Below are 23,159 nucleotides of genomic sequence, written 5' to 3'. Positions count from 1 at the left end.
GGGTTAGGTATGCCTGAAACTTGTCGTATTGATTAAGAAATACGCGAAACGGGGTAGTTCTATCTTTAAATTTAATTACGCAACAAAGCCCACCGATAGACCAAGTTAATCAATCAGTACTTTGGTCTCTTATACGGAATTTTCCGTAGTTTGCCCCCATTACCATATGCCGATTCACATAACAGGGTAATACCAGTTGAGCTTCATAATATATGGCAGCAACATAGACGGAATGTAAAAAAGAAAAAATTCCGCCTATAAAGCGTTGGTTGCTTTGAGGTTGTGAAAACTACAGATGAATAATCGGGTTGGTTAAAATGTACGGTTCTGAGCAAACGAAAGCGTTCTGTTGCAATTGCAAAGAGATCACCCTCCACAAATATGAAAGCTTCTCGCAACCAAAAAAATCCAGTGCGTCGAAATCAGCAGGTTTTTTCTCAGGCTTTTTTGCATCAGTTGCCAGTGCATTGATGGAGGGCGAAGCTACAGGTGACTATAAGTGCACAGTTTGTGGCACTAATCTTCATACACCAGACAACATGAATTAGTCCTGATAATCGGTACTGAGCTACGAAATGTAAAGTTTCGCAACTAACAAGCGTTTATGGTTTCAAGATATTAATTCTAATCTATATCGAGCGCGTTAGCTCTTAAGCTCTAACGCGTTTCTGTCCAGAACCGATACAGTCAGCACTTTCAAACACGAAAGTACCCCAAAGTTTCTCAGCTCCGCCAAATCGACATCCTTGAATGATCTAGAATAAACCTAATTAATCTAATCCATGTGCTTTAGAAATTATGCGTAGGTTTTCCAATGAGGTTGAAGCTAGAGCTGCTTTTTTTATGCTTGCCTTCTCCCCTTTTTGTTGTACTTTGATTATCAATAACTCGTTTATTAAACAGGGAAGAGATATGAGTGAATCATTTTTTCAAAAAAAGGCTTTTAGTCCAGTATGTGTTGGGGCATCTTTTGCTGATACATTTCCCCCATTTCCTGACGGAACAATATTTATTAATCTTAAAAAGGAAAAAAGCCGATGGTTAATTGTAGATGATGGAGAACTGCAATCTTTCGATGGAAAATTATCGAAAAAACCAATGGAGGCTATTCAGTTTCTGAATAAATTAAGTACCGAAGGAAAAGGATGGGCGACTTGCAAAGATATTGAAGTTATCTTCACTAGTGTGGAAAAAATTAGGATTACGGAGATCTAATGTTGTTTCGATTTATCTTTTTTTTATTGCCTTTGTTGTTGGCTGGCTGTGTTCTCACTCCAAAATCTGCTGAAAATATGACTACCGCCAAGCTATGTTCAGAGGCTGCTTATGACGCGAATAGAGACGTTGCGTTTGCAGAGTTAGAGCGTCGAGGTGTAACTTTTAGTAATAATGAGCAATGCAATATCATTTATGTTACTAAAATGCAATCATTTTCAGGGCAACAGCAAGCTGGTGCAATGCTCTTACTTGGCTCTCAATTATGATGATTATTTGTCTAACTTAACGTCACTTAATGCGCCCAAAAAAATTTATCTTTCGGGCTAACGCAAGTAGACTGTTCGTCATAGCTCATTTTACATTATCTATACTGATTTATGATTCGCTAATTTAGCGAAGTCACTGGTTCGTTCTTGTCCAAAAATGAGTTAGCAATCTTTAAACAACCCCCTCATACCCCAACACCGCCAAAAATGCATCCAAATACTGCTCTATAGTCAAATCCGCAGAAACGGGCGGCAGCTCTACGGTAATACACGGTAGGTTTCTTTCTTGGCACCATGTGCCGAATGAGCCTGGGGTTTCGTAATCAACGTCTTCGACGAGTGGTAGGTTGAACTGCTTGCCTAGCCAAGTGGCGAGTTCTGATTGAGTTGGGTCGTCGACCATGGCGAGTGGTTCGTGGAAAGAGATGACGAATTTAGGCTTACGCTGTTCGATGAGGTTGATGAGCGATTGCACTTCCGGTTCAAGCAGATTGGCTTGTCCCGTTTTAACTTTTACATCTCTGACTGGGGTGTGAGAACTCCAGCGATAGACGGTGCCGTTTTCTGTCCAGTTTTGAGTCGGAAAGGCGCGGTTTAAATCGACTTGGTTAGCGTTGGCGCGAGTGCCTAGTTGATTGCCGTCTGGGTTCATCGATAAGATCACATCGTGTCGCAAGTTGGCGGCAGGTAAGCTTCTTAGCGCGCAAGATAAACCCGCGATAGATGCGGTTTCATCACCGTGTGTGCCCGCTAAGATCAGCCCGCGAGATTCGCTTTCGATTTGCGCGGGGAAATAGAGCAAAGGTGCACCCAACACCGATTTTCCATATGACAGCGGCTTTATCGAAAACGCAGCTCTTTCCGTTCTTGGAATTAAACTCACCTTAATCTCCTGATTGATCAAGTACTATCAAGTATTCACTATTGGCTATATTAATCATTAACTAAGCCCATTAGATGAACCCCTTTAAATAAACCATAGCGTCAAAACTCGTCAACCGTCGCATTGTTAATTTTATTACTTGCTTCAAAGATAGGCTAGGAGAGCAAACAAACATGGATTTTAAAAAACATTCAACGGCTTTACTCATTTCATCTTTATTGACCCCTTTTATCTCAGTGACTGCCGTTGCTGAAACCTTACCTGCTGGTGTTTCACTGGCAAAAGACCAACATTTGGTGCGAGCCAATGATGCAGAAGCTGCGACACTCGATCCGGCAAAGGCAGAAGGCTTGCCTGAAATGCACATTCTACGTGACCTGTTTGAAGGTTTAGTGATCCAAGATCGCGATGGCAACATCACTCCAGGTGTCGCGGAATCTTGGGAAACCGAAGACAACCAGACGTTTGTATTCCACTTGCGTAAAGATGCGCAATGGTCGAATGGCGATCCGGTGACAGCCGATGATTTCGTGTATGCGATAAGACGCGCGGTTGACCCGAAACTCGCTTCGCCAAATGTGTGGTATCTCAAGCTTACTCAAATCAACAACATCGCTGATGTAGCTGAAGGTAAGAAGCCCGTTGAAGAGCTCGGTATCACGGCTGTTGATAAGCATACGGTGAAATTCGAACTCGATAGCCAAGTGCCATACTTTGTGGCGATGACAGGCCATACTTCAATGATGCCCGTTCACAAGGCAACGCTAGAAAACAGCGATAAGCCGTGGAGCGATCCGAAGCAGTTTGTTGGCAATGGTGCGTTTGTTTTAGGCGAGTGGGTGGTTAACGAGCGCATTGAACTGGAGAAGAACCCTAATTATTGGGACAGTTCAGATACGCACTTAACCCAAGTGACTTACATTCCGTTTGAGAACCAGAATGCGTCGATTAATCGCTATGCGGTGGGCGAGGTCGATATTACGTCTGATGTGCCGACACACATGGCGCAGCAGCTAAAAATGAAATATCAAGACGCGTATACAGCGGTACCTTTATTGTGTACTTACTATTACGCGTTCAATACCACGCGCCCTCCGTTTGATGATGCGCGAGTGCGTAAAGCGGTGTCTTATTCCATGATGCGCAATGTGATTACTAATGGAGTGACTCAAGTAGGTAACTTACCAGCTTATACCTTTGCTCATGAATACACGGCAGGTTTTGATGCCACTCAACCTGAGTACAGTACATGGATTCAAAGGGACCGTGACCAAAAGGCGAAAGAGTTGCTGAAAGAAGCCGGATACGATGCTTCTAACCCGCTAGATTTTAAATTGCTTTACAACACCAGTGAATCGAATAAGTCGATTGCGGTGGCGATTGCATCTATGCTGAAAAGCAATCTAGGCGCGCAAGTTGAGTTGGAAAACCAAGAGTGGAAGTCTTACTTAGTGTCACGTCGACAAGGTGATTTTGATGTGATGCGAGCGTCTTGGTGTGGTGATTACAATGAAGCGTCGACCTTCTTAAGCCTTCTGCGTTCTGAATCTTCAGGTAACTTTGCTCGTTACAACAACGACAAGTACGACTCAGCAATGGATAGCGCATTGGCTGCAACTAATGAGCAAGAACGCCAAGGTTTCTATGACCAAGCGGAGCAGTTACTGGCTGAAGATATGCCGATCGCGCCAATCTACTACTACATGCAGGCTCGTCTAGTGCGACCAAGTGTTGGCGGCTTTGCGAAGAATAACGTTGAAGGCCGCATCTATTCTAAGGATCTTTATATCAAGCAGTAAAAAGCTTTGAACATTATATAAATATAAATCCCCATTCGCTGACAAGGCGAATGGGGGTTTTAGTTACTAGGGGGTAGTAATTTTATCTTCTAACTTGTTTCAGGCTTTAAATAGCCACCATGTCCGCGGCTTTCTTCATCGCTTCCTTGGTTGAACACTCAATCACGTTCGCGTTAGCAAAGCGGTGAGCGTCTTTCACTTGAATATCGTGAGCCAAGATAACCAGTCTCGCGTTCGCTACATCTAGGTCGCTGATGCGGTTCTGAATACCGTTTTGACCTTGAGTTTCTACCTTAATCTTAAGGCCTGCTGCCAAGCCTGCTTTTTCCAGTGCTTTCGCTGCCATGAAGGTGTGTGCAACACCAGAAGGGCAACATGTTACGGCTACGATGTCGTACTCGCCTTCGCCTGCTACAGGAGCTGTTTGAGCTTGTACTGGCGCTTCAACCATGTCTTCTTCTGTTTCAACCGCTACTGGCTTCCAGAAGCCAACGATAACCGCCGTAGTTAGTGAACCTAGCGCAATACCGACCACGTACATTGGAATGTTACTTGATACTGGTGCTGTGATTAGGCCGCCCCAAGGTGCGTGTAGTAGAACGTCTGTCATGAAGCCGAATACACAGCCCACGATACCACCGGCAACGATTGAAGGAAGTACGCGCATTGGGTCATTCGCTGCGAATGGGATAGCACCTTCAGAGATACCGATAGAACCCATGATTGCTGCTGCTTTACCTGCTTCTTGCTCCTGTTTAGAGAACTTGTTTTTGAATAGGAAAGTCGCCAATGCCATACCTAGAGGTGGTGTACAAATCGCGATGCCTACGCCGCCCATTAGCCAAGGTTGCGTGTCTACTTGAGTTTGAGCAAATAGGGTCGCTACTTTGTTGATAGGGCCGCCCATATCAAACGCCGTCATACCACCAAGGATTGTGCCCAGAACCATCTTAGACGCGCCAGCCATTGAAGCTAAGAACTCGTTCATTGAAGACATGAACAGTTTGATTGGCTCACCAATGCCCCACAGTACGATGCCGGCAGAGATTAACGTGCCTAGAAGCGGATAGATGAAGTAAGCACCTAGCGCGGTCATGTTGGTAGAAAGTGGGATTTTCTTAAGCTGGAACACCACGCCACCGGCGATAAAGCCAGCCACGATACAACCAAGGAAGCCGCCGCCCATGTCAGCCATGATGCCAGAAGAGATCATCGCAGGTGCAAGTGCTGGTTTGTCTGCAATTGAGTAACCAATAAAGCCGCCAAGAATGATTGGGAAAAGAACAAGGCCTTTGATACCGATATTAGAGATGTCTGCTAGCAGGCCATCTGCAGGTACAGCACCTTTGCCTGATGCCATGACCGCTAAAGCCAATAGAACACCACCGGCTACGATGAAAGGTAGCATGTGTGAGGTTCCGAAAAGCAGATGGCCTTTCATGGTGCTAAGGATTTTTTTAAAGTCGCTACTACTGTTTTTGTTATTAGAATTACTACTGGTATTCGTAGCTTGAGTTGTTAGGGTGCTCATAATTTTCTACGCCTTATGAATTAATTAAAATATTAAGGATTTGTTGTTCGTCTTTTGCGTTATGTATATCTTGAATAAATTCATCGCTGAATTTTCCAAATAATTCTTGTAGTACATAAATATGATGGTCAGCACCGTTATCTGGTGATGCAATCATAAAAAATACCGTTGGGTTAATGCCGTCTTCATCGCCATACTCAATACCTTCACGTTTTACACCGACAGCAATGGCAGGCTCAGTAACCGCTTGGTTTTTGGAGGGAGGGTAAGCGATGCCATCCATTGAGGTGATACTTTGAGATTCACGAATTTCAATACCTGATAGGAAAGTATCTTTGCAATTAATTCGGTTGTTCTCAAATAACATGCCCGCCAATTCTTCAAACAGTTCTTTTTTATTATTCGCTTGAAGATTGTTATTAATTAAGTTGACGTTAGTTAGCTGTGTGATCATTTATTAACTCATTCACTATTGAAGTTCTTGAATTAAAATTAATGGATTAACCCGATTCGCGAAATAGCAAATAAAAGCCCTTCACTGTACATTTGTATCCAGCAAAATTAAGTGTGATTTGCATCATTAATGCAGTGTGAGATGGGTCATATTTGATGGCGTCTTGATTATGTTTTTGACACGCTAATAAGCTTCGTCAGAAACAAAAATGCCCCGCAAAGCAGGGCATGATCAGTGTTTGTATTTACTCGGGAGAGCTACTTATTCGATAGAGCTAGCTGTAAGCACGCGCCACGCGTCCAACGCAATCGAGTTTGTAGCTCTCTGCGTAAGCCGGAATGAAAACCGATTGGCCTTTCTCTATCACACAGGTTTCGCCGCACTGGTGAGTGAGTACCATAGATTCGTCAAGCGGCAATAGGATCTCGGCACCTTCGGTAGTGATCTGTCGCTGATGTGAGTTTTGCACGATAGAGAACTTAAAATCTTCGACTGGAATTTGATATTCCATCACATCACCTTGCTCTATCGGGCTTAACAGTAATCTATCCGCAGGCTTTTCATTAAATCGAGTACAAGAAACCAGTTCATTCACGTCCATGTATTTAGGCGTCAATCCTGCGCGCAACACATTGTCTGAGTTCGCCATGATCTCTAAGCCTGTCCCTTTGATGTAAGCATGCGGTGTCTCGGCATCTAGATACATGGCTTGGCCCGGTTTTAAGGTGATCACGTTCAATAGTAGCGGAGCGAACAAGCCGACATCACCTGGGTATTGAGCTTCCAGTTCTGAAATCAACTGAAACACAGGTGTATCTGAAAGCTTCGCCTTCACCAGCAACATGGTCAGCGCCATGCCTTTTTGTTCTCCTTGCAAAGACAATAAGCTCGCGAAGAAGCTCGCTAATCCATTGGGAGTTTGGTCGCCCTCTAGGTCATTGACCATCGAATGCAGCTCTGGAATATCAAGGTAATGGAAGTGCTCAAGAATCTCGCTGATTGATCTAAAACCATTCATCGCGGTGTAGTCAGTTAGGGCATACACCAGTTCTGGCTTGTGGTTGGCATCCTTGTAATTACGATTGCCAGCCGTTATCGGAATGCCTTGTTGCTCTTCAAGAGCGTAGCCAGATTCCGCTTGCTGCTTGTTCGGGTGTACTTGCACCGATAGCGCTTTCTCTGCTGCTAACACCTTGAATAGATAGGGCAGCTCACCAAAACGACTTGCTACTTTCTCGCTTAAAAACAGGTTTAGGTTCTTAGAAATCAAGCTCGATAATGTAGTCTGCTGCCCGTTATCAGTGACCATTGAGCAACCATTCGGGTGAGCACCCATCCAGATCTCCGCTTGCGGTTCACCAGATTGGTTATCAATACCAAACAGTTGGCTAAACGAAGAAGGACTACCCCATGCGTAGTTTTGAATCACGTTAGTCATAGGGTAGAAAAAGCGTTGTACGAACGAGTCGTTCGCTAAAGAAAAATCAGACATCGAAATCACCATGAAGGGGAACATGGCTTGAGCTCTACTCGACCTATTGAAATGCGAGTAGAAGGGCTCAAGCCATTGGAGTTGAAATGGCTTAAGCCGCTGCTGTTGTTAACTTGGCTTTACGTAGATTTTTAAGCGCGATACAAGTAACCGCAGTTACGCCCGCGCCAGATGCCATGCACAGCAGTGCCAGCATTGGGTAGTTCATAGCGCCAAGTAGAGCGACTACTGGACCACCGTGCGCAACGCTGTTGGTGATACCAAATGAGAACGCCATAACAGCCGCTGTCATTGAGCCAAGCACGTTGGCAGGGATAACCGACATCGGGTCTTGAGCTGCGAAAGGAATCGCACCTTCAGAGATACCCACCAAGCCCATTGCGCCTGCTGCCTTACCTGCTTCAATCTCAGAAGATTCGAATAGGTCGAACTTACGGCCAAGTCTGGTTGCGATAGCCATACCCAGTGGAGCCACAGGAATTGCACACGCCATCGCACCCATGAATTGAGTTTGACCGCTGGCAATCATGCCTACTGAGAATAGGAACGCTACTTTGTTGAATGGGCCGCCCATATCGAAACCAGCCATACCACCCAGTACGATGCCTAGCAGAACCACGTTGCCTGTACTCATGCTCGTTAGTAGTGCAGTAAGAGCATCCATCAGCCCAGCGATTGGCGCGCCGATAACAAAGATGAACAGACCCGCGATGAATAGAGAACCAGTGATCGGAGCGATCATGATAGGCACAAGCGGTTGAACGAATTTGTGGTAGTTGAACGAGGTGATCCATTTAACGAAGTAACCCACCAATAGACCTGCGATGATTGCGCCAATGAAGCCTGTACCTGCGTCAGCGCCGTAGAAAGAGCCGTTGTTAGCAATCCAACCACCGATAAGACCAGGGGTTAGAGCAGGGCGGTCAGCAATCGCGTAAGCAATGTAGCCAGCCAAGATTGGGATCATCAATGTGAAGGCAACCACGCCCACTTCTAGGATTTGGTTCCACATGCTGCCAGCAGGAATCGCCATGCCAGATTCGCTTGGCTCACCGCCAATGGCTAGTGCAAGCGCAATCAAAAGGCCGCCCGTCACCACGAATGGGATCATGTGAGATACGCCGTTCATCAAGTAACGATAAAGGTCTGAACGCGCTTGTGAGGCTTTTTCTACAACAGATTGGTTGGTCGGCGTTTGTTCAGCTTGGTAACTAGGTGCATTGAGAGCTTGCTTAATCAAGCCTTGCGCGTCTTTGATTGGTGCTTTTACGTTGGTGCTGATGACGCGTTTTCCGGCAAAGCGAGCCATGTCTACTTGCTTGTCACAAGCCACGACAATCGCGTCTGCACGTTCGATCTCTTCTTGAGTCGGGCTGTTTTTAACGCCTATCGAGCCGTTGGTTTCGACCTTGATGTCGTAGCCAAGAGCCGCTGCGCCTTTCTCTAGCGCTTCAGCTGCCAAATAAGTGTGTGCAACGCCAGCTGGGCAGCCAGTGACACCAATGATGAAACCTTGTTTCTTAACGTTGGTTTCCGCTTCTGAAGGCTCAGGTTTGGTAAGCAGTAGTTCTAATGCTTCTTGTTCAGATTGAGCATTCATGAAGCTTTCGATAAAGCCTTCTTCAATCAGTTTTGAAGAAAGCTCTGCCAATACTTCGATGTGGTGCTCATCGCCGCCATCTGGAGACGCAATCATGAAGAAGAGTTTTGATGGTTGGCCGTCATCTGCGCCGTACTCGATGCCCTGTTGATGGACGCCGATAACAACCGCGGGTTTGATCACCGCGCTGCTTTTCGCATGTGGTAGGGCAATGCCTTCTTCAAATCCGGTATTACCTTGTTCTTCTCTCGCCTTAATGTCGGCAAGAAACTGTGCTTTGTCTGAGATTCTGCCTTGTGCGTAAAGCACGTCTATCAGCTCTTTAAATACGTCTTCTTTTGAATTAGCGCTAAGCGAAAGCTTAATCAAATCTTGATTGATTAATGTCGTGATCATAATGAACCCCTACTCTGTTTTTATTTTGTTAGGGGTATTCTGGAATCTACGGCTTACCTTCTGTAGTGAAGAAAAAATGCATTTACTGGATGATTGTTGCGTTATAAGTGGAGTGTGATTTTGATCGGTCGAGTGGGCGCTTTTAGGACGATGTTGACAGAGTTAAAGATGTGTTGAGGCTTTTATTTATAAGGGCTGTAGCGTATTTGTTTATCAGGGCAGGAACGTGCTAGGTCAGTTTTGTTACTGGAAATTTATTTCCGTGACTGGATTTTTGTAACCTAGATCTCAAATTGTGATTTTGCTCAATAGCGCTATGTTTCACTAAGGGGTATATCTATTCCCGTAGCCTTATTGCTGCCCACTAGAGTTCGAATAATGATATTTCATGACCTAATCTCGTCTGTGTTAAATGAGCGAGAACCGTTTCACAACATCTGGTTTGCTGGAGATTTTCACACGCCTTCAGCGTGCAGTTATCAGGTGAACTTTCCGCGCTTAGAGCTGGTGCTAGACGGAGAGTATATTAATGAAATGGAGAGTCATGATCGTAAGATCACCAACGTTATTGCCAAAGCCGGAGATGCGATTTTCATCCCACCGAACTGCTGGAATAAACCCAATTGGGACACTGACTGCTCAGTGTTGAGTATGTTGTTTGGTCGTCGTCAGCTTGGTTTAAGCTTGGTGAGTAAGCGCAAAGGCGAGGAGAGCTTTTACGATATTCAAAAGCACAGTATTCAGACTCGCTCTGGTTTTGCGATTGATAATATTTTGGAGGCGCTTAGCTCGTTAGCGAGAGAGAGTAACAAGCAGCCGATGGACGAGTTATTGCTGCAAGCTCTACTGCAATACAGTAAAACCATGCTGGAAGCGCCCGTAGAAAAATCTCATAGCCGAGTACAGGGTGTGTATCAAGGGATTTGTATCTACATTCAAGAGAACTTCCACCGCCAGATCACCCGAGACAGCATTGCCTCGCGCTTTAGCATTTCATCCAATCACTTGTCGCGAATGTTCCGTCAACAAGGCCACATGACGCTAGCAGAATACATCACCCGCGTGCGGGTTGACCGTGCCAAGTTCATGCTCAAGAAGTACAACTTCAAGCTCAATGAAGTGGCTGTACGTTGCGGTTTTAAGGATGTGAACTACTTCTGTCGAGTATTTAAGAATCGCACCGGAAGAACGCCGACTGAATATCGAGGCTCTATTTAGTTAAGCCGTCTTTTGGAGTGAGTAGCCTTACAGCAGGCGAGATGAGATATACATCAACAAGGCTTGTAAATCGACACTGCTTCGAGTCTTTTGCAAACGCTCGTTGACCTGATCGTGAAGTAGGTTTCTAGTTAGGTTGGTAGCCGCCACAATGTGTTCATGTTGCGGCTTGGTTGGCAGTACTAAAGCGATAGCTACGTGTACTTGGCCAATTTGAGATGCCCAGTCAATCGGGTTGTCACTGACGCTCACCGCGATCGAGAGATCTTGAGTAGATTCAAACATCACATGGGGCAGTGCGATACCTGGTGACACGCAGGTTGAAGAGCGTTCTTCTCGCTTAATGAAAGCCAAAATCAGCTCATCTGGATCTTCTGGATAAACGAGGTGAGCGAGCCCTTTCAAGCACTCAAATTTTGTCAGTTGAGTTTGCGCCTTAGCGTGGTGCCACTTGATGTCACAAGGCGGGCATATCTGAGGCATACGCTGGATCAAGTCGTTCGAGAACTCATGATTCACTTGTGAGCCAACCATGTCGTAATGCTCAGCAATCACGTCTTTTATTACAAAACATGCGAGTTCAGCATCAATCCCTACCGCGGTTATCTGACACAAATCCCCCCGGAGTAAACCCACTTGTAACATCGCGACAGATTTGGAGAGATCAGCGGTTCGATTTTGAGTGATGTTGATAATGCGGATGTTGCTTTTGAACTTCTTCGCTAAACGAGTCAACGGCTGCGCGACGTGTGAGTTCGCGGCAGGATCGTCAACGAAGAAGGTGATCTGATATTCATTCATGAAAGGTTTAAGTTCGACAATGCTTGATAAAGACTTTATCGACACTCAATAACACTTCTTCCATGGGAATGAAGACGGTTTTCGCGGGGTCAAATCGGCTTGGTTGTTCGATGTCGATATCAGAGACGATCAACACTTTGTCTGCGAGGGTAATATCCTGGCCTGTCAGTAAGTTTTCAATCCCCATAGCGCCTTGAGTCTCAACCTTGATTGAAACATTGAATTTTGGGGCTGTTTTATTTAGTGCATCAGCTGCCATATAGGTGTGCGCAATGCCTGTAGGGCACGCAGTTACCGCTACAATTCTCATTATTATTCTCGGTGTGCTTAGATCGACAGTTTACTTGGATCGATGGGACTATCTGAATCTAGGAAGTTTATGGATTCCCGTTTTTAATTCAAAGGTGAACGTCACACTCTTGCTTCTTGGTTACAATTATCCAGTTAATGCACCTTTCGTCCTATATATCGAGCGGCCTTGCCTCGTTAGTCTTTTCATATTATTAACCTCTTTATCTCATTTACTTAAATTGGTACTCGGACGAGGCAGCACATGGACATCACTGACATTATAGAGCCGGAGATTATCTGTCTGGATTTAAAGGCAGACTCAAAACAGGCGGTATTTGAAGAGCTTGTCGAACTGCTTGACCGTGCGGGCAAGCTCTCCAATAAAAGTGAATTCCTTGATGATATCTGGAAGCGTGAGGCCATCGGCAATACGGGCTTTGATGATGGTATTGCGATTCCACACGCGAAAAGCACTGCTGTAGCTAAACCTGCTGTGGCGGTAGGTATTAGCCGAACGGGTATCGATTATGGCGCAGACGGCGGCGAACTGTCGGATGTGTTTTTTATGCTCGCGTCGCCAGACAATAGCGATGATCATCATATTGAGGTTCTGGCTCAGATCTCAACTCGATTGATCGAAGATGGCTTTGTTACAAAATTAAAGGCGGTAGAGTCGGTCGAGGAAGCTCAAAAGCTGTTTCTCGAAGCGAATTCTGAATCTTTCGATAGCTACGCTTCTAGTCATCATGAAGTTTACAGCGAACCATTAAGCCCTTGGGCACAATCTCTTAATCGTCTTAAAGAACACTTGTTGTACGGTACTTCGCACATGATCCCATTCGTGGTCGCGGGTGGGGTACTTTTGTCTTTGTCGGTAATGATGTCTGGCCATGGCGCTGTGCCTGAGAGCGGTGTTCTGGCTGACATAGCACAAATGGGTATCGCGGGGCTAACCCTGTTTACCGCTGTGCTCGGTGGTTACATTGCATATTCAATGGCCGACAAACCGGGCTTAGCTCCGGGCATGATTGGTTCTTGGCTCGCAGTGAATCAGTACAGTACCGGCTTCCTTGGTGCAATTGTGGTGGGATTCTTCGCTGGCTTTGTGGTGAATCTACTTAAGAAGATCAAACTGCCAGACAGTATGATCTCGCTGAGTTCGATCTTCATCTATCCATTGGTCGGCACCTTTGTAACCTGTGGGGCGGTGATGTGGGTGATTGGTTCTCCTATCGCGTATGTGATGCTTGAGATGAACCAAATGCTGACAGGCATGGCGGGCTCAGGAAAAGTGGTGTTGGGCAGTATTTTAGGGGCGATGACGGCCTTTGATATGGGCGGCCCAATCAACAAAGTGGCGACGCTGTTTGCTCAAACGCAGGTGAATACTCAACCTTGGTTGATGGGTGGCGTCGGTATTGCCATTTGTACGCCACCATTAGGTATGGCGCTTGCCACTTTCATATCACCTAAGAAATTCAAACGAGACGAACGTGAAGCCGGAAAAGCCGCCGGTATCATGGGCATGATCGGCATCAGTGAAGGTGCGATTCCATTTGCAGCAGCTGATCCCGCACGTGTTCTGCCCGCTGTTGTTGCTGGTGGCATTGTTGGTAACGTGGTTGGCTTTATGTTCCATGTTATCAACCATGCACCATGGGGCGGCTGGATCGTATTGCCGGTGGTTGATGGAAAAATTGGCTATATCGTCGGGACATTAGCAGGAGCACTGACTACAGCCCTTATTGTGATACTACTGAAAAAGAACGTGGTCGAAGGCGAAGCAAGTTCTAATCAGTTCACGGGGGGCTCGATAACGGAAGAAGGACAAGCGGATGTACTGGCGATCACTTCTTGTCCATCTGGTGTTGCTCATACGTTTCTTGCGGCTAAGTCTTTGGAAAAGGCGGCTCATCATCTTGGGGTTCGGATTAAAGTCGAAACGCAGGGTGCCAACGGAATCGGCAATCGCATCACACAAAAAGATATTGAACGGGCGAGGTTGGTGATTTTTGCTCATGATGTGGCAATTAAAGAGATCGAACGCTTTGCGAACCTGAAAACCTTAGACGTCAGCACCAAGGAGGCGATGCTCAATGCTCAGGCGTTGATCATGAGGAAAGTATAAAAGCAATCGGCTTTAAGATTGGCTGAAAGGCAATAAATAAAAAGACGCCCAAGTATTAGTAGTAATACTTGGGCGTCTTTTTGTAGATCTGAGCCTATATACGCTCAGTTACTAAAAAGGGTGGTACTTGAAGATGTCTTCAACCATTGAGTTGAGTAGTTCTGTGTCATCGCAGGTTTTTGCATAAGTGCGTAGTCCTGCAATTTGAACCTGAACGTGGCGAGCAAGTTGAGTCGGTTTGCGTTCTTTGCTGAGCTCACCAAGTTCTTGCGCTTCGGCAATCAGCTTAGCGAACTCGCCTTCCATGATCTTCAGTGATTTCTTGGCTTCTTCTAATAATTCAGCGTGCTCATCCGTCAGTTCAGCTACTGTTTTAGCCAGCATACACATGCCGTTAGGTGCGCTTTGTTTCGATTCGACAACGGCACGTTTTACGAAGTTTTCTAGTGCTTTGATTGGAGAGTCGGTTTCGCTGCGTAAGCGGTTCAGGTTGAGAATGCCGAGTTCGGTATAACGAGCTAATGTTTCTTTAAACAAGCCTTCTTTGCTGCCAAAAGCCGCGTAGATGCTGCCGGGACGCATATCAATCACGTCCTGTAGATTGCGCATAGAAGTTGCGTGAAAGCCCTTTTCCCAATACAGGTTAGTCGCTTTATCTACTACGTCTTGTCTATCGAACTTCGCTGTCTTGGCCATAACATCTACTTCATTAATCTGAACATATGTTCAATATTTTAAGATGAACGCTCGTTCTAGTAAAGGCGTGTTTAGTCGCTTAGGCTCGATAAAGCTGTAACAGACTAAGAATCGGTCAAGTGTTTTAGTCATTAGCAAAATATCCTAACCATCGACAACTTCAACGGTCTTGTGTTGCGCGCCATAATAGGTGCCTTCATCGATGGTATACATCAGCGTTTCTTTGCACGCTGGGCAGTTGAACTCTTCATTGGGTTCGATTGCTTCCTCTTCTACCCATTCCCAACCAATGTGTTCTTCGCAAGCAGGACAATCCATAAAAATACCTCTCAGTGGTTATCGCCTATTTACAGCGAGTCTCTATTTAACGGGCTCGGCAGTATACATACTTGAGACTGAATATGGTTTTGTTGCAGCGCTCAAATAACCTTCACTCTTTCTATTCTCATTGAGCCCGTTATCATAGTCAGCCTTTCAGTTAGGTTGGCTAATTAACCAATGCCTTACAGAAATAACGACTCCAAACATCATTATTTAAGAAGCATACTTATCGGCTGACCAATCATTCTGACTATAGCTGTCCGATGATATCCTCAACAGTTGACAGAATGAAGAGCGAACCCTCGATGGTACTGGCTCGACGGTAAGATATCCTGAGCACTATTGGAGCCTGTCATTACCTGAGAATGGTGTTTAAGTTGCCTCTGCGCCAAGCGTAGGGTTTCACCGAAAACCTGCTAGAAATTCTGGGCATGAAGCACCTTCAATGCCCAGATTATACCCTGCAGTCAAAGCGACTCAGTCAGCTTGACTTTTCAACACCACGAGTTAAAAAATGTGATAAACCCGATACCAACATTGTCGCTATCGCGATTGATTTTACAGGGCTGAAACGGTTTGGTAAGGATGAATGGCACCAGGAAAAACATAAGGTTAATGTCAAACGTAGCTGGAGAAAAGCGCACTTTGCGGTTGATCGTCATCACTGGATCTAGAGCTCCATATTAACCGATAAAAACACGATGGATGATCAGGTTATCGGGCCGTTATGTCAGTCCATCATTACGGATGTTAAGCACGTAAGTGCCGACAAAATGTATGATACCAATGCGGTGTACCAGACATTAGAAGAGCATTTTCCGAATGCTGATATTGTAACCGCCAAAAGACAATACGTTTGCGGATGACGGACATCATCCCAGAGAATGAGCAACCTGATAGGTTGTTCCGCCCTTGGTATTACCGATTGGTAGAGGGGACGGCAATATGGAAAAAGGAATATTTCAGAAACGACCATGCAATGTTAATCGGTTGTTCCATTTTAAATCGTTTCACTCACCTCGGGATGCCCAAGAGCTACCGAGCCGCTTAACCGTATCAAAAGAACACCTAGGTTGAGTATTGCAACAAAGCCCTTGTTTGCGACAAAACCGATGTTTCTACGTTCCAATTCCAAGGTGCAACAGAACCTCTCACCCCACTCTGAATGTATTTGGCACTTCAATGATCACACCTCCTTGCAATAGTAAGACTCTATCTGCAGATGCAATGGTTTCTGGGCGGTGAGCAATCATTAAAATTGGCAGACCAATATCTCTGAATGTTTGACAAACTAGTGATTCCGTGTGTATATCTAAGCTACTTGTTGCTTCATCTAGTATTAATAGTTCTGGTTTTTTATATAACGCACGCGCAATTAAAATTCTTTGTTTTTGTCCACCTGACAAGCTTGACCCCATCTCACCAACTAACGTGTGATATCCCATATTCAATCGTTCAATGTCATCATGTACACCTGCTTTTTGTGCACATTGAACTAACCATTCCTCATCTGACTTTGACCCAAAGAAAGTAATATTCTCGATAATTGAACCACTAAACAATTGATCCTCTTGCAATACTGAGCCGATACGCTGCCTCACCTCTTTCATTGAAAGAACTGAATTACCAAAGAATTTGATATGGCCACCAGTAGGTTTGTAAATACCAAGCAATAATTTAGAAATTGTCGATTTGCCACATCCTGACGTACCAACCAGAGCAACTATCTCCCCTTGTTTGATTTTAAATGAAGCTTTATTCAATAGAAGAGGTTCATTTGTGCCATAAGAAAAGGATACGTTCGCAAAATCAATCAAATTATCACTAGCGAAAATGGGTTTAGGTTGAGTTGTTGTAATTGCATAATCATTGTCTGTTTCTTTCTGAGTAAGTACAATATCTGCTAATCTCTCGTTGTAAACGGAGAGAATTTTGTACTCAAAATATTTATCTATTAATGAACTGATGCTACCTGAAAAACGTCCTTGATATGACAGAAACGCAACGAGCATACCAATCGTAAATTGTTCGTTTAACACTAAATTTGCACCAAACCAAAGTATAGAAGCTGACACCAAGCTGATAATTGTGGTGTTTATCGTGTTATAAATTATGGCCAGCTTGAATTCATGTAATTGTGCATTACGCCGATTGATATTTAAATTACGCCATGCAGATTCCCGCCAAGGTAGTGTTCCATTGACTCGAAGGCTTAATACTCCTCTTACTGTTTCTATGAAGTAACTTTCTTCTTTCGTATTTGCTTCCCAAGTGTTTTCTTCTGCTCTTTTGAACGATCCAAACCATGCAAAACGTAAGCACACATAAATAATTGCGGCAATAATAGTGATAACGGAAAGAGTTGGACTATACAGCAGCATTACCATTAGCGTACCGACTACTAAAACAAGGTCAAGTAAGGCTTGAATGATGCTAGTTGTCAACGTGCTTTGTATTACATTGATTGCTGAAAATTTAGCACTAATACTACCGATATCTCGTTTCTCAAACCATTCAATAGGCAATCGGAACAGGTGATGAAAAACATTCGCAGTCCACTGCGTTTTGAAATTAACTGATAGTGTTACTGTTGCCCACTCTTTTGCTAGCCCAATTAAAGTTTGTGTCGCTGTTATTAGAAGAATAGCAAGAATGATAAGCACGAGTAAATTTTCATCATAACCAACTAACACCTCGTCAATAACAATCTGATTAAGCATTGGAAGTAGTAAAGCGATGGCTTCAAGAATCAAAGCAAAAGCAAAAATTTTAATTAGTGAAGATTTTAAACCTATTGTATTACCGACTAGTTCAGACAGCTTTATTTTGTCTTTTTCATCTAATTTTTTAAAGTCGTGAGTTGGAGTTAATTCGAGTGCAATACCTGTAAAGTGCTTGTTTACATCTGAAAGGCTTAGCTGAGTTACACCATTTGCTGGATCATGAATAACAACTTTGTTTCCTTTTATTGAGTTAAGAACGACAAAATGGTTTAAATTCCAGTGAAGGATACAAGGAGTGCTCAATTGGTGTAGTTCATCTAAATCCAATCGTACTGCTCTACCAGAGAGTTTCAGTAGTTCTGCGCACTCAATAAGACGCGAGAAAGACATACCATGTTGCGTTATGCCAAATTTGGCTCGTAAATTCCTCAAGCTTATTTTATAACCATGCCAATCTGCGATCATGGCGAGACAAGCAACACCGCATTCTGCATTTTCTGTTTGACGGACTAAAGTAAGTTTTTTACCCCACCCCCAATCCAGATGGTTAATGACTTCCATGGACTAAATTCTCCCTTTAATTGTATATAATGGTTCAAGTATCCACTCATAAATTTTACGAGAATCAAGCTCAACATCAGCAACAACTGTCATTCCTGATACAAAATGTTCTTCTTGTCCGTAAACTGTGATCGTTGGCTTGGAAAGTTCAACCTTAACTTGATATAGCCCCTCAATAGCTACACTTTTAATTAAATTTCGATTTGGAAGCATTTCTGGCGCAACCGATGATTTAGATATGTTAGTTATCGTGGCTGTTTGAACTCCAAATTTTTCATGCGGAAAGGCATCAAATCTTAGTTTTACTTTTTGTCCTATTCTCATAAAACCAATACTTTTGCTAGGAGCATACAGTTCAACAAACACTCTCTTACTCTCCGGAATAATAACTAATAAGGGTTGGCCATTTATTACTGAGTGCCCTTTCTCCGTAAGTATTGATGCAATGACCCCTTTAATGGGAGACATAATTTGATTATCATTCTCATATGAAAATTCTACTTTATTTTGGTTGATAGTTTCTAATTGTCTATCGATATCTTTCAGGGTAAGATTTAAATTGATGTCGAGATTTCTTTTTTTAGTAGTCAGATTTTGTTTCTCTCTTAATAGTTTTTGAAGATTTAACTTATGAGTTTGCGTTTGTGACTCTTTAGCAAGCAGGTCAAGCTGTTGTTTTTGAAACTCAATCTCTGACATAAATTTATTGTTAAGTAGAGTTTTCTGCTTGTTAACTAATTTTTGAGTGAGTTCTAATTCATGGTAGGACAATGTAAGCACATAATTTAATATGTTGATCTCTGAATCTAGTCGGCTTATATCTTCAGTTAAAGACTGTTGAGCGAACTCTGATTTTTCTGATTCTTGGTGCCTACGTTCAAGTAATAGTTGATATTGATTCTTAATTGAAGTAAGTATTCGTTTTTTTACCCCTATACCCGTTCCATCAAATCGTTCGGTTTTAATTTTGTATAGAGGATCCATTATTTCTACATGTTCCCCTTCCTTTACGAATAATTTTTCAACATAGCCAGAGTTATTTGCTTGTACCTTAACCATCCCCCCTAGTGGACTAACAATACCTACGAGGGTTTCCCGTCTTGTATATTCTGCAAAACTAATGAAAGCGATTATAGCGACTAACACAAAGATTGACAGTCCAAGGTATATATTTTGATTTAAAGATGTATTGAGTAAAATACCACCTTCATTACCTGATTTTTGCGCTTCGAAATATCCCGGTCGATATAGGCTTTTCCTTTGTGCAACCATAATTCTAAGTCTCTCATTTATATATAATATTATGAGCTAATCTTAATATGACATATTGAATAACCTAAAGTTTCCAAAATAATAATAATACAAGCAGATTACAATAAATATAATCTACCTGTATGTTGTTTAATTTAATAGTATAACTTATTCTTATTGGTTGTTTTATAATCATTCATTAACTGTGCGTTTATAGCCTTATTGAAGAGCTATAAGTATGACAGAAATAGTAATATTCAAAACAAGCTTTAATTATGCCCACCAGGCCCCATGCTAAAGCAGCCACCAGAGTACATGCTCCCAAAACTTGTCATTACTCCTGCAGTGGCAGCGCTAGTAGGAGAACTACCAGACGCCAAACTAACATTACTAGTCGCAAGTCCATCATTGATCGCACTTGTCAGACATGCAACTGCAGGATTATTGGTCAGATCTGAATTACTATGACGTCCACCATTGTTGTAAGATGGGTAGTTACTACTTCCATTACTACCACTATAACTCCCCCCCCTATAACCAGCCGGAGCACCACTACCTTCACCTCCACCATCGACCATTAAAATTTCAGACTCTGTTAAGCAGAACATAATTGTTTCCTTCTTTAGTGTAGTTAATTACAAATTTTGGTAAGAATTAATGAAATCACTAATTGATTTATCATAAATAGTAGTATTGCTAATATTTCTTAAAGTTTGATTAATAATATGTTTTTGCGAAAACTTTTCATGCCTTAAATGAAAAACTGCATTTTTATCTACATACATATCCATTTTATTTGCCAACCTTACTATATCTTCCATTAAATCGAATCGATTCCAATTGGTTTTTGGTTGACTTTGAAGTGCAACTTTAAATGAGTTAACCTTAGTGAAATCTGTTTTTTTTATTCTCAATATGTCAGATAAAAATACATCTTCGAAATACGAAAGATTCTCTATGAATTTGGCTGTTAATAATTTCAAGTCGTGATCATTTATTTTTTCTTTATTATATTTATTAATAAAGAAAACAAAATTATGTAACCACTTTACAATCAACTTATGGTCATCCCAAACTCCATAGTCTTCATGGCCATACCTATAGTTTGCAAAGTTTGGTACAGCACTTATAGTGCCAAAATCAATGAACTTAGTATCAATACAAATGTTTGAACTAGTTAATGAGCGATGTGGTATGCCTAAAATTCTTGATGCCGCGATTTGTTTTGCCAATTTTATCAAAAAATGAGATAAGGCATTTTGTAGTGACTCTTCAATATGTAGCTTACTGAGTATTAAATTATCTTTCAAAAGGTGTATAGCTTTTTTTACTCTTAGCGCATCGTTATCACGTAAGTATTGGTATTCATACTTTGGAAAGAAAAAAGGAGCTCTTACAAAATGTGCAGGCCTGATCGAAACCTGTCTAATAGCTAAGACACAAGGAAGATTTCTTGGCTCAGGTAAGCCATAAAAACTTCTTATAGCTGTGTTTGTGTTAATTATGGCCAATGTTCGAACTGCTCCATAAGGTAAGTTTTTATGGCACACTTCTCCCCATATAGCTTCGTTAACAGCTTCTAGAATACATAATTTTCCGTGTGAATGATGTTCATCCATTTGCAAACTAACAAGGGGATTAGCTCCGATTCCTTTTATTTGAAAATTACCATTGCTACCGCATCTAGCTCCACCACCATTACAAATCTCATATCTAGATCCATAACGATCTGCCAAAAAAAACTTACTGTCATTTGTAAATATGTTCTTTTTATTTGTATATTCTTTAGTGACATATGAAAAATTATCTAAAATTTCAGACTCTATTTTAGATTCATCTATATTTAGATCCTTAACTAAATTTTTGTTGTACCAAATTACACTGGTTTTTTTCAATTTATGTGTTTTAAAGCGTACAAAACTGGTTTCACCTAGCTCCTTTTTAAATAGTAATGTATTTTTAGAGTTAGGTTCTTTAAATGTTTTAATCATTTTATAAATAGCCATTTTTTATAGGTTTATTTGATATGTCTCTAATGCAATATGAACAAGAATCAACATATGACTTTATAGATTTAAACAACCGGTACATGTCTCTAATGTTTTTTTTAGAATAATGCAAATCAAGATAATCAATAATTATCAAATTTTGACCTTCATTCCACTCTGTTGGGTGTAAATAAAATCGGTTAGATGTGTGATATCGAATTAATGTGTCGTTATCCACCCAAGCCCATAAGATAAAACCCGTTTTTACAACTCCATCTTCGGTGTAAATTAATTTATATTGCCCATGCAGAATTGCTGGTTTAACCCAATGTAAAAAGGATTTTATATCAATATCATAATATTGGTCACTTCTAGAGCAAAGTTCTATAAAAGCACCTATTACCCAATTCATGTCATCCCCTACATGAATATATGGCGTGTTTTTAGATATTGTCTTATTTAGTTGGCTCAGAGTCTTCATTATATATCCACCACTATCACAGAGTATATGTATTAATTAGCGTTATCTTGATATGGAACTTTTTATTACAAGCCAAACATGATAAAAAGTAATGGCATAATCACCGCTGCACTTATATTCCATAACATATGAGAAATAAAGACCGAAAGGAAAGCATAAATATTACCATATCTCATCCGTACATATTCGTATGTTAAAGCGAGAGCAAGTCCAGTTACCAATACTATAATTGCGTTTATCGTAGAATTACCTAGGTGACACAAAGAAAATATAGTAGCTGAACCTACAATTGAGAATGTTGGGCTTCCTTTTACATGACGAAGGATCGTTTGTATAAAACATTGAAATATTAGAGTTTCAGTAAATGGTGCATCAATTAACAAAAAAAACAATACAGAAAAAATTTTATCATCACTAGTATCCAGAAGAACATTACCAAAGCCCTTGAGAAGGAAGTAATCAAAAAGAAGAAAGATCAATGCCCATAGCAATGCTAATCCGTAAACACGAAGTAAAAACTGTTTCCGATTTAACTCTAATGTATCGTAAATTAAACAATTTATCCGTTCAATCAAATCAACCCCCTATATTTAGTACTCACTAAATATAAATAACCTCATAAGAAATAGATAGGTAATATATAACTTTAAGATTTTTTAATCAGTCCGAAAAACATACTCTAAATTATAAATCTATAAGCAATATCAATTACAGCTATTTGACCCATACACATTTCCATATTGTATTTACGCAAAACGTGACACATACCCCATACTTCTATCTATTATATGAAAAGTAATATTTCAAATTTAGTTAATAGAGGATGACAATAACTACCAAGGGCGTTGTTGCCTAAATTAGTTGAACCTTTTTCAAGTCCTGCGATCTGATCCTTTGTGATGGTTAGAACGGTGGTGATATGGGTAAAGCGAAAAAGAAGATAACTAACTGGGCGGAGTACAACAAAGCGCTTTGCAATCGTGGTTCAGTTACGTTCTGGATAGACGAGGCTTTGTTGCGTAATTCAATGGAACTAAATCAAGAACCTACGATCTGATCAG

General features: G+C 42.1%; 21 protein-coding genes and 1 pseudogene. 8 read left to right on the top strand and 14 right to left on the bottom strand.

Translation table 11 applies throughout. The features are described 5' to 3' along the window. Positions 1 to 317: 317 nt before the first annotated feature. From ACED28_RS20450 to ACED28_RS20440, 3 genes are all read left to right on the top strand, one after another. Entirely contained in the window at positions 318 to 548 is a 231-nt protein-coding gene (locus ACED28_RS20450; protein ID WP_017097638.1) for a hypothetical protein, read from the top strand. 364 nt (positions 549 to 912) lie between these two features. After that, entirely contained in the window at positions 913 to 1,215 is a 303-nt protein-coding gene (locus tag ACED28_RS20445) for a hypothetical protein (RefSeq protein ID WP_241816776.1), read from the top strand. Continuing rightward, positions 1,215 to 1,484 (top strand): hypothetical protein, encoded by a 270-nt coding sequence (locus ACED28_RS20440; RefSeq protein ID WP_371710613.1) that lies wholly within the window; start codon positions 1,215 to 1,217, stop codon positions 1,482 to 1,484. Before ACED28_RS20445 ends, ACED28_RS20440 begins: the two co-directional genes overlap by 1 nt. Before the next feature lie 172 nt (positions 1,485 to 1,656). Here ACED28_RS20440 and mpaA read toward each other — a convergent pair whose 3' ends face one another. After that, positions 1,657 to 2,358 carry a murein tripeptide amidase MpaA gene (gene mpaA / locus ACED28_RS20435; RefSeq protein WP_371703839.1) on the bottom strand — a complete coding sequence of 234 codons (702 nt, stop codon included), beginning with the start codon at positions 2,356 to 2,358 and terminating at the stop codon, positions 1,657 to 1,659. A 182-nt stretch (positions 2,359 to 2,540) separates the two neighbouring features. Between mpaA and ACED28_RS20430 the strand changes: the two genes are divergently transcribed. Then, positions 2,541 to 4,166, top strand: a complete 1,626-nt coding sequence (locus ACED28_RS20430) for an ABC transporter substrate-binding protein (protein WP_371710612.1) — start codon at positions 2,541 to 2,543, stop codon at positions 4,164 to 4,166. Positions 4,167 to 4,272: 106 nt separating this feature from the next. Here ACED28_RS20430 and ACED28_RS20425 read toward each other — a convergent pair whose 3' ends face one another. The 4 genes from ACED28_RS20425 to ACED28_RS20410 form a co-directional block, all read right to left on the bottom strand. Continuing rightward, on the bottom strand, positions 4,273 to 5,697 hold the full coding sequence (locus ACED28_RS20425; protein ID WP_102582881.1) for a fructose-specific PTS transporter subunit EIIC: 1,425 nt from the start codon (positions 5,695 to 5,697) through the stop codon (positions 4,273 to 4,275). Between the two features lie 13 nt (positions 5,698 to 5,710). After that, complete coding sequence (locus ACED28_RS20420) at positions 5,711 to 6,151, bottom strand: PTS sugar transporter subunit IIA (protein ID WP_371710611.1); 441 nt, start codon at positions 6,149 to 6,151, stop codon at positions 5,711 to 5,713. Between the two features lie 274 nt (positions 6,152 to 6,425). Then, a complete protein-coding gene (manA, locus tag ACED28_RS20415; protein ID WP_371710610.1) occupies positions 6,426 to 7,643 on the bottom strand; it encodes a mannose-6-phosphate isomerase, class I in 1,218 nt (405 codons plus the stop codon). 91 nt (positions 7,644 to 7,734) lie between these two features. Continuing rightward, positions 7,735 to 9,639: a fructose-specific PTS transporter subunit EIIC gene (locus tag ACED28_RS20410; RefSeq protein ID WP_371710609.1), complete on the bottom strand. Its 1,905-nt coding sequence runs from the start codon at positions 9,637 to 9,639 to the stop codon at positions 7,735 to 7,737. A gap of 378 nt (positions 9,640 to 10,017) precedes the next feature. Here ACED28_RS20410 and ACED28_RS20405 point away from each other — a divergent pair, with 378 nt between their 5' ends. Then, on the top strand, positions 10,018 to 10,857 hold the full coding sequence (locus tag ACED28_RS20405) for a helix-turn-helix transcriptional regulator (protein WP_371710608.1): 840 nt from the start codon (positions 10,018 to 10,020) through the stop codon (positions 10,855 to 10,857). Positions 10,858 to 10,884: 27 nt separating this feature from the next. On the opposite strand, the gene ACED28_RS20400 is transcribed toward ACED28_RS20405, so the two are convergent. Both ACED28_RS20400 and ACED28_RS20395 read right to left on the bottom strand, forming a co-directional pair. Next, a complete protein-coding gene (locus ACED28_RS20400) occupies positions 10,885 to 11,658 on the bottom strand; it encodes a PTS sugar transporter subunit IIA (RefSeq protein WP_371710614.1) in 774 nt (257 codons plus the stop codon). 7 nt (positions 11,659 to 11,665) lie between these two features. Further along, positions 11,666 to 11,968 (bottom strand): PTS fructose transporter subunit IIB, encoded by a 303-nt coding sequence (locus tag ACED28_RS20395; RefSeq protein WP_009846233.1) that lies wholly within the window; start codon positions 11,966 to 11,968, stop codon positions 11,666 to 11,668. A gap of 243 nt (positions 11,969 to 12,211) precedes the next feature. Between ACED28_RS20395 and ACED28_RS20390 the strand changes: the two genes are divergently transcribed. Further along, complete coding sequence (locus ACED28_RS20390; protein WP_371710607.1) at positions 12,212 to 14,077, top strand: fructose-specific PTS transporter subunit EIIC; 1,866 nt, start codon at positions 12,212 to 12,214, stop codon at positions 14,075 to 14,077. Positions 14,078 to 14,188: 111 nt separating this feature from the next. Here the strand turns inward: ACED28_RS20390 and ACED28_RS20385 are convergent, their stop codons facing one another. Continuing rightward, complete coding sequence (locus ACED28_RS20385; protein ID WP_371710606.1) at positions 14,189 to 14,773, bottom strand: TetR/AcrR family transcriptional regulator; 585 nt, start codon at positions 14,771 to 14,773, stop codon at positions 14,189 to 14,191. A 144-nt stretch (positions 14,774 to 14,917) separates the two neighbouring features. Then, positions 14,918 to 15,091, bottom strand: a complete 174-nt coding sequence (locus ACED28_RS20380) for a hypothetical protein (RefSeq protein ID WP_371710605.1) — start codon at positions 15,089 to 15,091, stop codon at positions 14,918 to 14,920. 434 nt (positions 15,092 to 15,525) lie between these two features. Here ACED28_RS20380 and ACED28_RS20375 point away from each other — a divergent pair, with 434 nt between their 5' ends. Beyond that, positions 15,526 to 15,768, top strand: a complete 243-nt coding sequence (locus tag ACED28_RS20375; protein ID WP_017100113.1) for a hypothetical protein — start codon at positions 15,526 to 15,528, stop codon at positions 15,766 to 15,768. Positions 15,769 to 16,245: 477 nt separating this feature from the next. On the opposite strand, the gene ACED28_RS20370 is transcribed toward ACED28_RS20375, so the two are convergent. From ACED28_RS20370 to ACED28_RS20350, 5 genes are all read right to left on the bottom strand, one after another. Further along, positions 16,246 to 18,378, bottom strand: coding sequence for a peptidase domain-containing ABC transporter (locus ACED28_RS20370; protein WP_017100115.1), 2,133 nt, complete (start codon positions 18,376 to 18,378; stop codon positions 16,246 to 16,248). Between the two features lie 3 nt (positions 18,379 to 18,381). Beyond that, on the bottom strand, positions 18,382 to 19,650 hold the full coding sequence (locus ACED28_RS20365; protein ID WP_017100116.1) for an HlyD family secretion protein: 1,269 nt from the start codon (positions 19,648 to 19,650) through the stop codon (positions 18,382 to 18,384). A 614-nt stretch (positions 19,651 to 20,264) separates the two neighbouring features. Further along, positions 20,265 to 21,620 carry an MchC protein gene (locus ACED28_RS20360; protein WP_371710604.1) on the bottom strand — a complete coding sequence of 452 codons (1,356 nt, stop codon included), beginning with the start codon at positions 21,618 to 21,620 and terminating at the stop codon, positions 20,265 to 20,267. Between the two features lies 1 nt (position 21,621). Further along, on the bottom strand, positions 21,622 to 22,029 hold the full coding sequence (locus tag ACED28_RS20355; protein WP_167852977.1) for a toxin-activating lysine-acyltransferase: 408 nt from the start codon (positions 22,027 to 22,029) through the stop codon (positions 21,622 to 21,624). A gap of 134 nt (positions 22,030 to 22,163) precedes the next feature. After that, positions 22,164 to 22,673 carry a CPBP family intramembrane glutamic endopeptidase gene (locus tag ACED28_RS20350; RefSeq protein ID WP_017100120.1) on the bottom strand — a complete coding sequence of 170 codons (510 nt, stop codon included), beginning with the start codon at positions 22,671 to 22,673 and terminating at the stop codon, positions 22,164 to 22,166. A gap of 344 nt (positions 22,674 to 23,017) precedes the next feature. On the opposite strand from ACED28_RS20350, the pseudogene ACED28_RS20345 reads away from it, so the two are divergent. Beyond that, positions 23,018 to 23,116 (top strand): annotated as a pseudogene (locus ACED28_RS20345) (IS5 family transposase); the annotation flags it as partial. Positions 23,117 to 23,159 lie beyond the last annotated feature (43 nt).

The organism is Vibrio sp. 1F253, from assembly GCF_041439295.1.
GTDB classification, from domain to species: Bacteria; Pseudomonadota; Gammaproteobacteria; order Enterobacterales; family Vibrionaceae; genus Vibrio; species Vibrio tasmaniensis_A.
The sequence above is the reverse complement of the archived record's forward strand: the minus strand, read 5'-3'. Positions and strand labels throughout refer to the sequence as shown.